Source organism: Microcoleus sp. CAWBG27 (genome assembly GCF_020883145.1).
Taxonomy (GTDB): Bacteria; Cyanobacteriota; Cyanobacteriia; order Cyanobacteriales; family Microcoleaceae; genus Microcoleus.
Genome location: NZ_JAHREU010000024.1, coordinates 78256 through 94767, shown reverse-complemented (window position 1 = coordinate 94767; position 16512 = coordinate 78256). Strand labels below are relative to the sequence as shown.

Sequence of the window (16512 nt, the reverse complement as noted above, 5' to 3'; positions counted from 1 at the left end):
ACCTGAACGTTCGGAGCCCAGAGTTTTGAAACTCCGACCGAAACCGTATCGTCGAATGCAGGAACCTCGCTCTGTCTTGAAAGCTAGACTACGAAGGTGATTAAGCCTTTTTCAGTGCCATTGGACTGAAGTCCGAACGATCAAACTGGTAAGAGAGGACTGAAGTCCTCACTACAAACTGGTAAGAGAGGACTGAAGTCCGAACGATCAAACTGGTTCGTAGTAAGGACTTCAGTCCTGATTGACTCAACAACCAGCAGAGAGGATTAATGAACAGCGAACAGTTTTTACCCCTTGTTTCGGTTGTGGTACCTGTTTACAACGGGGAGACGGATTTACCTGATTTAATTGAGTGTTTGCGATCGCAAACTTATCCCACAAACAGAGTAGAATATCTCTTAGTAGACAACAAAAGTCGCGATTGCACTTCAACTATCCTTCAAGCAGCAGCCAAATCTCCCAACCAAGAGGGATTCAATCAAATCACCATTCGCAATCTCGCCGAAAATACGATTCAAAGTTCCTACGCCGCCAGAAACAAAGGAATTCGCGCCTCAACAGGCGAAATCATCGCCTTTACCGACGCAGACTGTCGCCCCGAATCTCAATGGTTGCAAAATTTAGTCGAACCCTTCGCTAACTTAGAAATAGGAATTTCCTGCGGGGAAATCCTCGCCCTCCCTGGTAACACTCTCTTAGAAAAACACGCCGCCCGCGAAAATACTTTATCTCAACAACATACTCTCGCTCACCCTTTTTGTCCCTACGGTCAAACGGCTAACTTAGCTGTGCGCCGCCAGATTTTAGCACAAGTGGGTTTGTTTCGCCCCTACCTTACGAGCGGTGGCGATGCGGATTTGTGCTGGCGGATTTTGCGGGAAACATCCTATAAAATGTATTTTGCCCAAAATGCGATCGCCCGACACCGCCACCGCACTACAATAAAACAGTTACAAAGTCAATGGCATCGTTACGGCGAGTCGAATAAATATTTGCACGAACTCCACGGTGTCGATTTGATGCGAGAATTCACCTCCAGGGAATATTTGTACCGGCTGGCTAGATGGCTGTTAAAGGAATTGCCGGTTGCTACTGCTAAATGTGCGATCGCCCGTGCCGATCTGGTAGATTTGTTCAATACGCCGATCGGTCTCATAAATGTCAGGGCAAGGGCGATCGGACAGCGACAAGCCAAACTCCCAGAACTAGCTCGGGAAATTGAGCGACTTTAATCTTTTAGGTACGTTGTTGCGCTTGAGCGCTCTCTTGAATTTTAATCGGGTTTCTGCCAGCGCGATCGTAGCATCCGAACTTCTTTGATACACGAGCGTTGCTGAGTAATTTTCCCTCCGTTCAAGCCTATCTATATCAAAAGTAGGATTGACAAATCTTCCTTAGTATAATGTGACACCTCTAAATCTTCAATAACACTAATACTGATAATCCCAGCTTGACATCCGATAAGTACAATTTATCTGTATATTAAGTATGCTGAATTAGGAAATGTCAGGAACTCAGGGAATCAACGCCACTGAGCTTGCAAGAAATTGCAAGCTGTTCTGACCAGACCCCTTGATGGCGAGGAGACGTTATTTAGGTCATGACACCGGCGAATGCGACGCCAGTTTGCCGCTCTGTCACCTGCGATTAAACAGTTTTAAAGTCACTGAAACAGTGTCGTAGGTCTAACAAGCCTTCATAACCAGGTCGAGGCAAACATTACCCCGGAAGGGAGACTGAGGCAACTATGCCTCGAAAGGGAGGGGCAACCATACCCCTCCAACCCCGTAAGGGGATTGACGGGGACTCTCATTCCCCCGCGTCGTTTCCCTCTCAGGTCTAAAGACTCTGAGTTTCCCACTTACCGAGCTTTTTTATGAAAATTTCAGGCAATCCTTAATATAAAATTAATAAGTGTATTTTGCCACGGGCGGTTTCAGAACGACGAAAAACTCGCATTTACCGCCAAAATATCTTTACTTCTGGCGAATGAGCTCAGCCTTCTGGTGTCGAGATTATTCTCAGATTTTTAAATTTTTGTAACAATTACAGGTAGTGCCAATGGCTCAAATCCTACTCCAGACCGTTTGGTTTATACCTTGCTATCCACTTATCGGCGCATTTCTGTCGATATTGTGGTTTCCAGCAGTAACTCGCCGCACGGGGCCTAGACCCTCCGGTTACGTGAACGCCATCTTAACTCTCTTCGCTTTCGCCCACGGCGTCATCGCCCTGACAGCTATCTGGAACCAACCGGCACAACACCAGTTCATTCCCTGGCTGAATGTGGCAGGTTTAGACTTAACCATTCCCGTAGACATCTCTGCTGTCACCGTCGGGGCGACAGTTTTGATTACGGGACTGAATTTTCTGGCGCAGATTTATGCAGTCGGCTACATGGAAATGGACTGGGGCTGGGCTAGGTTCTTTTCCCTGATGGGGCTGTTTGAAGCGGGGATGTGCGGCTTGGTATTGTCCAACTCTCTGTTTTTCAGCTACATGATTCTGGAAGTCCTGACTCTGGGAACTTACCTGCTAATCGGGCTGTGGTTCAACCAGTCTTTGGTGGTGACGGGCGCCCGCGATGCTTTCTTGACTAAGCGGGTAGGAGACTTATTCCTGTTGATGGGAGTAGTCGCAATTCTGCCGCTGGCTGGAACTTGGAATTTTGACGAGTTGGCAGTTTGGGCCAAGACTGCAAACATTGACCCCACAGTGGCGACGCTGTTGAGTTTAACTTTGATTGCTGGGCCGATGGGCAAATGCGCTCAGTTTCCCCTGCACCTGTGGCTGGATGAGGCGATGGAAGGCCCTTTGCCGGCAACGATTTTGCGGAACACGGTGGTTGTGGAAACCGGCGCTTGGATTTTGATTAAATTGCAGCCCGTGATTGCTTTGTCGCCCGTGGGGCTGAAGACAACTATTATTGTGGGTGCTGCAACGGCGGTGGGTGCGTCTTTAATTGCGATCGCCCAAATCGACATCAAGCGCACGCTTTCCTATATAGTTAGCTCTTACATGGGCTTGGTATTTATCGCCGTCGGCACCGGACAAACCCACACAGCTTTGACATTAATCTTTGCCTACACCCTAGCAATGGGTTTGTTGGTAATGAGCATCGGTTCAGTAGTTTGGAACAGCATCACTCAGGATGTCCGATATCTCGGCGGTTTGTGGGCGAAGCGGCCGATATCGGGAATATCGTTTCTTGTTGGCGCCGCTGGAGTGATTGGACTGCCACCTTTCGGCTGCTTCTGGGCTTTATCAGAGTTAGCAGGCGGGCTTGCTAAAACTCATCCTTCACTGTTAGTAGTAGTGCTGTTTGTGAACGGCGTGACTGCTTTTGGCTTAGTGCGCGTTTTCGGTTTAGTTTTCGGTGGCAAACCCAAGCAAATGACCGAACGTTCGCCCGAAGTTGCCTGGCCTTTTGTCTTGCCGATGACAGTGTTAATGGGGTTTACCTTGCACGTCCCACACTTGCTCGCCGCCTGGAAATTGCTGCCTTTGGCAACTCTAAATTATACTGCGGCCGGGCTGTTAGCTTTGTCAAGTGCGATCGGCATTGGTGCCGGAGCATTTATTTACCTGAACGAAAAGTGGGAAAAACCAGTGCGAATTGGTTCTCAAGCCGTGCAAGACTTCTTTGCCTACGACTTTTACACCGCCCAACTTTACCGCGTGACAGTAATATTTGCAGTCGGTCTGGTTTCCCAAATCATATCCTGGTTCGATCGCAATATTGTTGACGGATTCGTTAACTTAATCGGTTTTGCCACAGTTTTCGGCGGGCAAAGCCTCAAATACAACGTTAGCGGTCAAACTCAGTTTTATGCCCTGACAATTCTGTTCGGAGTGGCACTTTTGGGATTGCTCGTAAGCTGGCCTCTGTTGGCTCGCCTGTCGCTGATTGTCGGCGGGTAAAGAGATATAAAGTTGAAGATTTTAGGTGACACTTTTAACCTAAAATCTTAAATAAATGAAGTCTTGAATAAAGATTTCAAATCTCAATCCAACAAGGCAGAATACATGAAAGACAATCACAGACAAGTAAATCTTTCCCGGCGCAACTCCCTCAAATTTGTCGCAGGAGCAATCGGCACAGGAATACTAGCAGCACGAGTAGGCGCTGACGTAGCTGCACCAGAACCAGCAATTGCTCAAAATGAGATGAGTCCCGATGCAGCTTTGGCAAAATTGATGGAGGGGAACAAGCGGTTTGTTAACAGAAAACGCCAAAGTCCGAACCAAGACTTACCTCGCCTTGCCGAAGTTGCCAAATCTCAAAAACCATTTGCTGCTATTCTTGGCTGTGCAGATTCCCGCTTTCCTTCTGAGATTATCTTCGACCAAGGATTGGGCGATTTATTTGTCTGTCGGGTAGCCGGAAATGTGGCTACTCCAGAAGAAATTGGCAGCCTGGAATTTGGCACACTGGTGTTGGGAGCAAAAGTGCTGGTAGTAATCGGCCACAAACGTTGCGGTGCGGTAGATGCAACCATCAAAGGCGCTCAAGTTCCCGGTCAAATTGGCAGTTTGCTCGAAGCAATTAAGCCTGCTGTAGAAAGCTCGAAAGGCCAAGCAGGCGACCGTCTAGAAAATGCCTCAAAAGCCAATGTGGTGCTGCAAACTAAAAGGTTGAAAGCATCTCCAGTTATCTCAAAGTTAATTGAAGAGAACAAGCTGAAGGTTATTGGTGGATATTACGATTTAGACACGGGTGCAGTCAATATTTTGATTGAGTCCTGATGTAATTTGCGATGAATAATTAGGGTGAAAATTTACAGCTCATTCTCAACTTAATTAAGCGCAAAAGCGTACAAAATTGATTCTTTACTCTTCACTCTTCACACATTATGCTTAGTGCATTGCTCTGGTTGCCTGCGTTGGGCGCTGCGGTAGTCGGGTTCTTGCCCGGAAAAATGAATGCGATGCGGGTGCGCTCCGTCGCTTCAGTCTTTGCTGCTGCCGTTTTCCTGTTGAATCTCTGGCTGCTTACTCAATTTGACACGACAAATTCAGGGCTACAATTTCAAGAATATTTGCCTTGGATTCCGCAATTGGGTTTGAGCTACAACTTGGGAATTGATGGCTTATCTTTGCCACTGCTAGTTTTAACCGGATTGCTGACGCTATTAGTGATTTACGGTACTGGTGAAGGCATTGCTCGCCCCCAGCTTTACTACGCTTTGATTTTGTTGATCAATGCGGGGGTGGCGGGAGCTTTGATGTCTCAAAATTTGCTGCTGTTCGTCCTATTTTACGAACTAGAATTACTTCCTTTTTACCTGTTGATTGCGATTTGGGGTGGCAAGCAGCGCGAATATGCTGCGATGAAGTTTCTGATTTACACGGCAGTTTCGGGACTTTTAGTTTTAGCAGGATTTTTGGGTGTAGCTTGGCTGAGCGGCTCTTTAAACTTCGATTACAGTGCAATTACTACTCAAGATTTGCCCTTAAACACGCAATTAATCTTGCTAACAATTGTCCTATTTGGGTTGGCAATTAAAATTCCTTTAGTGCCCCTGCACACTTGGCTACCGGATGCCTACGTCGAAGCTTCGCCAGCAACAGCAATTCTGTTGGGAGGAGTTTTGGCGAAATTGGGAACTTACGGCTTAGTGCGGTTTGGTTTGCAGATGTTCCCCGAAACTTGGTCGATTGTCGCTCCTGGTTTAGCGATAATCGGTACGGTGAGCGTGATGTACGGTGCTTTAAGCGCGATCGCCCAAAAAGATATCAAGCGCATGGTAGCCTATAGTTCGATCGGGCATATGGGCTACATCCTCGTCGCCTGCGCCGCCGGCACCAAACTCGCCTTAATCGGTGCTGTCGGGCAAATGGTAAGCCACGGCTTGATTTTAGCCTTGCTGTTTTATCTCGTAGGCATCATCGAAGCCAAAGCCGGTACCCGGGATTTGGACGTGCTCAACGGCTTAATGAATCCGATGCGCGGTTTACCCACAGCAAGTTCGCTGTTAGTTTTGGGCGGCATGGCAAGCGCCGGAATTCCCGGTTTAGTCGGTTTTATCGCCGAATTTTTAGTATTTCAAGGCAGTTTTTCAACATTTCCAATTCCGACTTTACTGTGCATTTTAGCCTCCGGGTTAACAGCAGTTTACTTTGTAATTCTGCTCAACCGCACTTGTTTTGGCAAGTTGGACAATGCCACGGCTTACTATCCTCCAGTGAAGTTTGCCGAAAATCTGCCAGCCCTAGTTTTAGCGGCGATCATTTTCTTCTTGGGAGTGCAACCGGTGTGGCTGCTGAAGTGGAGCGAATCCACTACAAATGCAATGGCAGTAACTCTATCAACGGGCAGATATTCTCAAGTAGCTGTCAAGTATCAGCAGCAGAAATCAGTTATTAGTCATTAGTCATTGGTCATTAGTCATTAGTGCTGTCCCCGCTCGCGAACAGCATTAGTGCTGTCCCCGCTCGCGAACAGCAGTCATCAGTCATTGGGCATTGGGCATTGGGCATTGGGCATTGGGCATTAGTCATTAATCATTAGTCATTAGTCATTAGTCATTAGTCATTAGTCATTGGTAATTTCAACCAACTGTCAACTGTCAACTGTCAACTGTCAACTGTCAACATCGGTTACTTAGTTGGGTTTTTCTCAGATATCTTCGATGGCATTATTGCCAGACGCATCGGCGTCAGTAATCAACAATTACGTCAAGCCGATAGTTGGGCTGATGTCTGCTTCTATATCTGCGTATTTGTCAGTGCGTGGCTGGTGCATAAAGATTTGGTAATAGCCTTTCAAGTACCGCTGCTGGCTGTAGTTTTTGTACAGTTGGTATGGTGGATTGTTAATTTGCTAAAATATGGTAAACCAGCCAGCTACCACACCTACTCCGCTAAATTTTGGGGAATAACTCTGTTCATTGCTACTATTGCTCTTTTCGGCTTTAACTACGCTGGAATTCCCCTGTGGCTAGCTATTATTTCTGGCATCATTCATACTGTAGAAGAGATTGCTATGACACTGCTATTGCCAGAGTGGAAGCATGATGTTTTGAGTGTCTTTCATGCTATGCGGTTGCGTCAAAAATTGATTTCTGATCCCCTCAGTAACGACTAAAGTCGGGTTGAGAATAAAAGGCAGCTTTTCCGGGACAGAAAAATAAGAATTCAGGGTTCAAATTGTCCAAATAATATTGCTATTCATTAGGAGAAACTAAAAATGGTACAAACCCCTAGTAAACCAGCAACTAAACTGCCTCCTTCCAAACACGAATTTGCCGAAATCATTCACAGACTGGAAGCTGGCGGCGCGATGATTCCAGATACGCCGGAAAATCTGATGCAAATCATCGCGATTTGGAAGGCCTACGCGGTACCGATGGATTTCTATTGGCGGGATTTACTTTACATCGCGGAACGGGTATTTTTAAACCCGCTTCCTTTCTTTAAATACTTCTTACCCCAGGAGTATTTAGACTTGCAAAATCACTATTCAGGTGACGGTGCAGATTTACGGATTTGGCGGGGGACTGGAAGCGCACACCCGGAACTTTTGGAGTTCATGGAAAATGGAGAAACTGGCAAAAAGCCACGTTTGTTTCACCATTTGTGGCACGATCGCATTAACATGGAATTTGCCGAAGAGTGCATGAGGTCAATGCTGTGGCACCGGGGGATGTACGTTCCTGTCAATCAGTTTGACCCCTATCTCGACAGCGACGAATACAAAGCAAATGCCGATCGCGCTATTAAAGCTTACTTCAAAAAAGACCCGTTCATGCTGGCCCTGCACAAAGCATTTCCCGAAATGTTTTTGGAACAGTGCCGCCAGATGTCTTATTACAGCAATCTCGGTTTATTCTGGGAAGTAATGGCACCCGTGTTTTTTGAAGTTTCCGACTTGTACGACGAAGGCAAAGTTACGACTGTCCCGCAGGCGATGGATTTCCTGGTAAATGGTATATTTGCGATCGCCGGTCGTCCGATTTACCACCACGTTCTCATCGACGGCGAAACCTACGAAATCATCCCGAAATCAAAAGGTTTCACTTGGCTGTACGAAGCAGCGCTACCCTACGTAGAATCGGTATTTTACCGCACTTCGCCGTTCCGGGGAACCAAATCTTACAACGCGCAAGCCAAGGAAGTTCCCGACGACCAAAAAGACTTCCACTACGGTATTTTGTATGCAGATAAATTCCCTGTAGGAACTGCCGGCATCCCGCCGACGCTGCTAGCCCAAGATATGCTGCACTTCCTGCCGCCTTATTTGATGGATTTCTACAAACACCGATGCCGCGGCGAAGATGATATCCTGAATCAGATTGGGGTGACGTTCCAGCGATCGATGTACTGCGTTACTTCGGCGGTAATTCAAGCTTTGCGGACGGCTCTGCTGTATCCTTTGGATGACCCGAATCCGAAACATTTGAAGGCAAATCGGGCGTTTTTTGAGTCTCAGATCGATCGCTTTTGCCGCCCGGAATACGGCATGAAATATGCGGCGAAGTTGAAAAACATTCAGACTTCTGATTACAGATAGTCAGTTGACAGTTATTCGTAGTGCGGACTTTAGTTCGTTCTCATTCTGCGGACTAAAGTCCGCACTACAAACCTTATTGATGTTCGTAGTGCGGACTTTAGTCCGTTCTCATGCTGCGGACTAAAGTCCGCACTACAAACCTTAATGACTAATCACTAATCAATAATTACTATGAACAGCAAAGATTTAGCCCAATATATCGAAGCAACCGATGGCATTTCCAAACCGTGGCTGTTGGTGCAACTCCGGATGAAAAAATTGCAAGAAAGGCGATCGCAGATTTCTACTGAAGAATATCTTAGAGAACTTACCGATCTTCACCAAGATTTAATGAATCTGGGCGAATGGTGGGTGGGAATCGAAGATGAAGTGTTTAAGAGTTAAATCGGAATGGGTAAGGTCAGAAATTTGTCAATAGTCTAATTCGAGCGTCGAGTTGTCTCGGTTCAATAAACAAAGATAGCATCTCAGTTTTGTAAAAAGCATTTTTTTATTGTAGTGCTGTCCCCGCTCGCCTATTGTACAATAGGCGAGCGGGGACAGCACTGTAAATGTAAAACTGAGATTTTCCCTACTGCGTGAATCTCTTAATCATCTAATCCGCCAGTCGGGTAGGGTGCGCTAGCTTTTCACATTTTTTGTGATGTGTCAAGCAAATAGTTTGACGCACCCTACGACTGAACTAAAAGGCAGGTTATCGGTAGAGAACAAAATACTCTCCTGCTTGAATTTTGCACGGAGTTGAATGTGCTTGCCACATTCGGTTGGATTCTTATATTAAATATAGGCACATCGAAATGGGACAGATAATTATTAATGAATTCCGCCGTGACGGCAGTTTTCAGGGCGATGAGTACGTAGAACTACTATTGACAGAAGACTTAACTGCTGCTCAATTGCAAACTTTTTTTGTTGGTGATTCAACGAATCCAACAACCGCTAAATATTCTGCTTATCAGTTCATAAATATGGGAAGTATTGCTCCTGTATTCAAGGCAGGAACAATAATTGTGCTGGGCGGTTCGAGCGTAATTCCAGCGAATGAAATTACCTACAATCCACTTCCCGGAAGAACTGATGCTGATTGGAACATTCAATTATTGATAACTAGCAATAGAGGTGGTACGTACCTCAATAATGTTTTAGGTTCAACTAACACTATTGCAGGAAATTTTGCAGAGTCAGATCTTGTTTGGGTAGATACTAGCAGTACGGGAACTACTTCAGTTGATTCGATCGCCTGGCCGACAACTGGTTTGCAAACATTTGGCAATGCAGCTAAGGTAAAAATTGCCGCTCCGAATAACGGTGGTAATAACGGTGGTAATGTCGAATTCATGAGTGCGATCGGCGGTGTGAACAAAACTGCTAATTATGCTGTCAATAGTGTAGGTTCGATCGGCGTACCCAATTTCGGAATTAACACTATTTATATTAACAGCCTCCGCAACCCGCAGGTCAACAGCGCTCCAACTTTAACAAATTATAATGCTAATAGTTTAACCGCCATAAATGAAGACATAGCAAATGTAGCTAACACGGGTTTTAGTATTTTCAATATCACTAGCCAGTTAGGCGCTGATGTTAATGGCGATCCGTTGGGTGTCGCAGTCACAGCAGCAGACAATACTAACGGCAATTGGCAATTTTCAACTAATGGCAATACTTGGACAAATTTCGGCCCATTGTCGCCAATTTCAGCAACAATACTCGGCCCGACGCCTCTTTATAATGGCTTGCTTGGCAGCACTCCCAATTCTCAAAATTGGCTGTCTTTGACAAACTCAAATATTATTGCTCCTACCACTATTGCTTCAGAAATATTAAGCGGTAATGGAGTTAATTTAAACAGTACGGCTGCCAATAATATCTATGCTGGCTATACAAATAATCCCTTAAGTTCGTTATTTCCGCCGCTCGATCGCACGCAGGGATTTAGCCTGTCTTTTAATCTGCAAATTATCTCGGAATCCCGTACTAATGCGAATCGGGCGGGTTTTAGTATTGTTGCCGTTACCAGCGATAAAAAAGCAATTGAAATCGGTTTCCAACAGTTATCTGCAACTACGGGCAATATCTTTGCTCAAGCAGATGGAATTACTCCGAATCCTGGCGGGCAACTTAATAGCTTATTTCTGGCAGCCGAAAATGCTGCTTACAATACAAATCTTGCTACTAACTATACTCTGAAAGTTTTAGGCGACAATTACTTTCTTTCGGACGGCAGTAATAATGTTATACTAACGGGGATGCTGCGAAATTATGCTGCATTTACTGGCGCGATCGACCCCTATGAAACTCCTAATTTTCTATTTCTCGGAGACTACACAAACTCAGCTCAATCTAACATCAACTTAACGCGGGTTTCTCTGCAAACGCCTGCGAAAGTCCGCTTTGTACCCAACCCAAATTATTACAGTATCGCTGGCAGCGAACCAACGATTACGGTGCGGGCGTGGGATGGAACGAATGGAGTTGGTAACGGTACTGTGGGTGTGAACGCTTCAGTTACTGGAGGAACAACGCCGTTTAGCACTAATTCGATCGCACCGACGATTGCAGTTAATCCCGTCAATGATGTACCTTCGTTTGTCAAAGGGGGCGATCGCACTCTCAAGAGTAACTCCAGCCCGCAAACAGTCCCCGGATGGGCGACGGCAATTTCTCCAGGCCCCGCCAACGAGTCGGGACAAACTGTGGCTTTTCAAGTAGTCGGGAATGACAATGCTGCTTTGTTTAGCGTACCGCCTGCGATCGACTCGGCGGGCACGCTAACATTTACACCGGCCGTGGGTGCGATCGGCAGTGCTAAGATCGCTATCAATCTCAAAGATAATGGCGGTACAGCTAACGGTGGTGTCGATACATCCGCCAATCAAACTTTCGTCATCAACCTCACCAACCAGCCACCTGCCGGACAAACAGACAATTACACGATTCCCCACACCAAGGTATTCAACCAGCAAGCCCCCGGAGTATTAGGCAACGACAGCGACCCCGACGGCGATATTTTGACGGCGAAGCTATTGTCAAATCCCAGTAACGGCAAGGTCGATTTTAAGGCTGACGGTTCATTCAGCTATACTCCGAATGCGGGTTTTGCCGGGCCAGACAACTTCACCTACAGCGTCAGCGACGGAGTATCGCCGTCTGGGGCTGTTGTCGTCAACCTCAATGTCACCAACTTGGCACCTGCTGGACAAACAGACAATTACACAATTCCCCACACCAAGGTATTCAACCAGCAAGCCCCCGGAGTATTAGGCAACGACAGCGACCCCGACGGCGACCCCCTGACTGCCAAATTATTGTTAAGCCCAAACAACGGCCTGGTTAAATTCAACAGTGACGGTTCATTCAGCTATACTCCGAATGCGGGTTTTGCCGGCCCAGACAGCTTCACCTACAGCGTCAGCGACGGAGTATCGCCGTCTGGGGCTGTTTTCGTCAACCTCAATGTCAGCAACCAACTGCCTGCGGGACAAACAGACAATTACACAATTCCCCACACCAAGGTATTCAACCAACAAGCCCCCGGAGTTTTAGGTAACGACAGCGACCCCGACGGCGATATCCTGACAGCCAAGTTATTGTCAAATCCCAGTAACGGCAAGGTTGATTTTAAGGCGGACGGTTCCTTCAGCTATACTCCCAATGCGGGTTTTGCCGGCCCAGACAACTTCAGCTACAGCGTCAGCGACGGAGTATCGCCGTCTGGGGCTGTTGCGGTCAACCTCACTGTCACCAACTTGGCACCTGCTGGACAAACAGACAAATACACAATTCCCCACACCAAGGTATTCAACCAGCAAGCCCCCGGAGTATTAGGCAACGACAGCGACCCTGACGGCGATATTTTGACGGCGAAGCTATTGTCAAATCCAATCAACGGCAAAGTAAACTTCAACGCTGACGGTTCCTTCAGCTATACTCCGAATGCGGGTTTTGCCGGGCCAGACAACTTCAGCTACAGCGTCAGCGACGGAGTATCGCCGTCTGGGGCTGTTGCGGTCAACCTCACTGTCACCAATCAACCGCCTGCCGGACAAACAGACAATTACAGTACCTCACTTGATACCGCCCTCAACATTTCTGCGATCGCAGGCGTCTTAGGCAACGACAGCGACCTCGACGGCGACCCCCTGACGGCAACTTTATCAACTGGCCCCAAAAATGGCAAGGTCGATTTTAAGGCTGATGGTTCCTTCAGCTATACTCCCAATCCGGGTTTTGCCGGTACAGACATTTTCAGCTACAGCATCAGTGACGGCATATTGGCATCTCCTGCCATTTCGGTGAATATCAACGTCACCAAGTTGCTAACCAACCAGCCGCCAGTAGCAAATAGTGACAACTATACAACTCTCCACACCAAGGCACTGAATGTTCCAGCCCCCGGAGTCCTGGCCAATGACATTGACCCCGACGGCGACCCCTTGACTGCCACAGTGGAGTCACTTCCCAACAACGGCAAGGTCAATTTCAAGGCTGACGGTTCCTTCAGCTATATTGCCAATCCAGGTTTTATCGGTACAGACAACTTCAGCTACAGCGTCACTGACGGCATCAACCCACCTGTTTCGGTGCCGGTCAAGATCAATGTCACGAATCAGCAGCCTCAGGCAAATAGCGATCGCTACAACACTCCCCACAACAAGACACTCAATATTCCAGCCCCCGGAGTCTTGGGCAACGACGGCGACCCCAACAGCGACCCGTTAACTGCCAAACTGGTAACATTACCCAAAAACGGCAAGGTCAATTTCAACACTGATGGTTCCTTTAGCTATACTCCGAATCCGGGTTTTGTCGGCTTGGAGGAATTTAGCTACAACATCAGCGATGGGGCATCCACGACTGCGGAGACTCCGGTAAGTATCAATGTCACGAATCAGCAGCCTCAGGCAAATAGCGATCGCTACAACACTCCCCACAACAAGACACTCAATATTCCAGCCCCCGGAGTCTTGGGCAACGACAGCGACCCCAACAGCGACCCGTTAACTGCCAAACTGGTAACATTACCCAAAAACGGCAAGGTCAATTTCAACACTGATGGTTCCTTTAGCTATACTCCGAATCCGGGTTTTGTCGGCTTGGAGGAATTTAGCTACAACATCAGCGATGGGGCATCCACGACTGCGGAGACTCCGGTAAGTATCAATGTCACGAATCAGCAGCCTCAGGCAAATAGCGATCGCTACAACACTCCCCACAACAAGACACTCAATATTCCAGCCCCCGGAGTCTTGGGCAACGACAGCGACCCCAACAGCGACCCGTTAACTGCCAAACTGGTAACATTACCCAAAAACGGCAAGGTCAATTTCAACACTGATGGTTCCTTTAGCTATACTCCGAATCCGGGTTTTGTCGGCTTGGAGGAATTTAGCTACAACATCAGCGATGGAGTCTTAACGACTGCGGACACTCCGGTAAGTATCAATGTCACCAATCAGCCACCTCAGGCAAATAGCGACAGCTACACCATTCCCCGCGACAAGACACTCAATATTTCAGCCCCCGGACTCTTGGCTAATGACATAGACTCTGACGGTGACTTTCTAACCGCCAAACTTGATGCGGCGCCCAACAACGGTAAGGTAAATTTCAAGGCTGACGGTTCTTTCAGCTATATTCCGAATCCCGGTTTTGTTGGTACAGACAAGTTCAGTTACAACATCTCTGACGGGGTATTAACGTCTGCTTCGGTACCCGTCAATATCACTATCATCAACCGATCGCCGATCGCCAATCCAGACAGTTACAGTACATTGGATAGCAGTGTTCTCAACGTGGATGCGATCGCGGGCGTCTTGGCAAATGATATCGACCCCGACGGCAACCCGCTGACAGCCGCCCCGGTTGCTTTGCCCAACAAAGGCAATCTCATATTAAATAAAAACGGCTCTTTTACTTATACTCCCAATACTGGCTTCTCGGGGACAGACAGCTTTACATACAAGCTTAATGATGGAATTCTTGAGTCTTCGCCGGTTGCAGTGAACATTAGCGTCAAGAGTGCAAGCACATTTAACTTCAGTACCGCTAACTACAGTGCCAGGGAAAACGGTTCTTCTGCCACAATTACTGTGATTCGGACAAATACTGATGTTGCTGCGGGTGTGAGTTACAGTACGTCGAACGGCACTGCTAATGCTGGCAACGATTATACTGCTGCATCGGGTAGGCTGAATTTTGCGATCGGCGAAACTCAGAAAAGTTTTACTGTACCAATTCTTGATGACTCCTTAGTAGAAGGCGATGAAACTGTTAATCTCAGCTTGAGTTTGCCTGGCAATGGTGCGATTTTGGGAACGAATTCTACTGCTATTTTGACTATTTTAGACAATACTCCCACGCCAACTCCCATTCCAACTCCCACTCCAACTCCCACTCCAACTCCCACTCCGATCGCAATTCCCACTCCCACACCAGCGGAAACTCCCACTCCCACGCCAAATCCGATCGCAATTCCCACTCCCACACCAGCGGAAACTCCCACACCGACACCAACTCCGATCGCAATTCCCACTCCCACGCCAACGGAAACTCCCACACCGACGCCAAATCCGATCGCAATTCCCACTCCCGCGCCAGCGGAAACTCCCACACCAACGCCAACTCCGATCGCAACACCCACTCCAACTCCGACGCCGATCGCACCCATTCGCACACCGATCGCAATTCCCACTCCGACGCCAGCGGAAACTCCCACGCCGACACCAACGCCTGGAGAAATGCCGATCGTTCCCATCGCACCTCCACCAACCGAAACCCCAATACCTGCGGTAATTCCTACTGCTGTTGAAGACTGTATGTGCGATCGAATCAATTTACCCGATCGCACAGCCACGGACGGCCCCAACATCGCTGCAAACACCCTCAACGGTACTGACGGTAAAGATACTCTTACCGGCAGCGATATTAATGACAGCATCAACGGTTTTAGTGGCAACGACTTGCTAATTGGCTTATTCGGCAGAGACAATATTTACGGCGGCCTTCTCAGTCCAGTTTCTGTGGGCGCGGATGCAGACAGCGACACGATATTTGGCAACGAAGATAACGACTACATTGTCGGGGACGCTGGGAATGATGTTATTTATGCGGGCAAAAATGACGATCGGGCGATCGCAGGCAAAGATGATGACATAGTTTGGGGCGACAAAGGCAACGATACCTTGTTTGGCGATCGAGGTAATGACAGTTTATTTGGTGGCACTTCTGACTCGTCTGATGGTGATTTAACAGGAAAAGATTTGCTGTTTGGGGATGATGGCAACGACCTTTTATACGGGCAAGAAAGCGAAGATACTCTTGTTGGTGGCGAGGGCAATGACACCATCCACGGCGGCAAAGATAACGATCTAATTTGCGGCGAATCCGGCAATGATTTGCTGTTAGGAGATTTGGGAAGTGATACGATCTGCGGTGGCGACGGCGACGATACAATTTTCGGAGATATTAACAATATTCCGACGGATGGTAGCAGTCAAAAAGATTATTTATGTGGCGGTAGTGGCAAGGATCTAATTTTTGGTGGCGAATATGCGGATAAATTGTGTGGCGGTGAGGGTAACGATACTCTTTACGGTGGCAAGGGTAATGATACTTTGATGGGAGGAAGTGGTGACGACTGGTTGATTGGAGATTTAGGACAAGATACGCTGCAAGGGGGAAGCGGGCGCGATTACTTTTTGTTGACTGCGGGTGAAAGTAGCGATGTAATAGCTGATTTTAGGCAAGGTGAGGATTTATTGGTTTTGACGGGAGGCTTAAAGGTCGATCGACTCAGCATAGTTCAAAATGGCGGTGCAACTTTAATCAAAATTGCCAACACAGATCAAATATTAGCTACTCTCAACGGCGTGCAAGCTGATTTCATCACCCAACAAGATTTTACAGTAATTGAGTTGGGTTTGTAGATTGAAGATAGCGGTTGAAACCGCTTCGAGGGTGCAAAATCGCAATTGCTGGCGCTGGGGTGCGATCGTCCT

At 47.5% G+C, this 16512-nt stretch carries 8 protein-coding genes; all 8 read left to right on the top strand.

The features are described 5' to 3' along the window. Positions 1-269: 269 nt before the first annotated feature. Positions 270-1232 carry a glycosyltransferase gene (locus tag QZ938_RS15610; protein ID WP_293354373.1) on the top strand — a complete coding sequence of 321 codons (963 nt, stop codon included), beginning with the start codon at positions 270-272 and terminating at the stop codon, positions 1230-1232. Positions 1233-2061: 829 nt separating this feature from the next. Then, positions 2062-3921: an NAD(P)H-quinone oxidoreductase subunit F gene (locus QZ938_RS15605; RefSeq protein ID WP_293354371.1), complete on the top strand. Its 1860-nt coding sequence runs from the start codon at positions 2062-2064 to the stop codon at positions 3919-3921. Between the two features lie 105 nt (positions 3922-4026). Next, a complete protein-coding gene (locus QZ938_RS15600; RefSeq protein ID WP_293354375.1) occupies positions 4027-4746 on the top strand; it encodes a carbonic anhydrase in 720 nt (239 codons plus the stop codon). Positions 4747-4853: 107 nt separating this feature from the next. After that, positions 4854-6374, top strand: a complete 1521-nt coding sequence (locus QZ938_RS15595; RefSeq protein ID WP_293147384.1) for an NADH-quinone oxidoreductase subunit M — start codon at positions 4854-4856, stop codon at positions 6372-6374. 167 nt (positions 6375-6541) lie between these two features. Further along, positions 6542-7087, top strand: a complete 546-nt coding sequence (locus QZ938_RS33060; RefSeq protein WP_363318897.1) for a CDP-alcohol phosphatidyltransferase family protein — start codon at positions 6542-6544, stop codon at positions 7085-7087. A 102-nt stretch (positions 7088-7189) separates the two neighbouring features. After that, positions 7190-8512, top strand: a complete 1323-nt coding sequence (locus QZ938_RS15585; RefSeq protein ID WP_293147387.1) for a CO2 hydration protein — start codon at positions 7190-7192, stop codon at positions 8510-8512. A 171-nt stretch (positions 8513-8683) separates the two neighbouring features. After that, a complete protein-coding gene (locus tag QZ938_RS15580) occupies positions 8684-8896 on the top strand; it encodes a hypothetical protein (RefSeq protein ID WP_293354367.1) in 213 nt (70 codons plus the stop codon). Between the two features lie 413 nt (positions 8897-9309). Further along, positions 9310-16440: an Ig-like domain-containing protein gene (locus tag QZ938_RS15575; protein ID WP_293365578.1), complete on the top strand. Its 7131-nt coding sequence runs from the start codon at positions 9310-9312 to the stop codon at positions 16438-16440. The last annotated feature ends 72 nt before the right edge of the window (positions 16441-16512 follow it).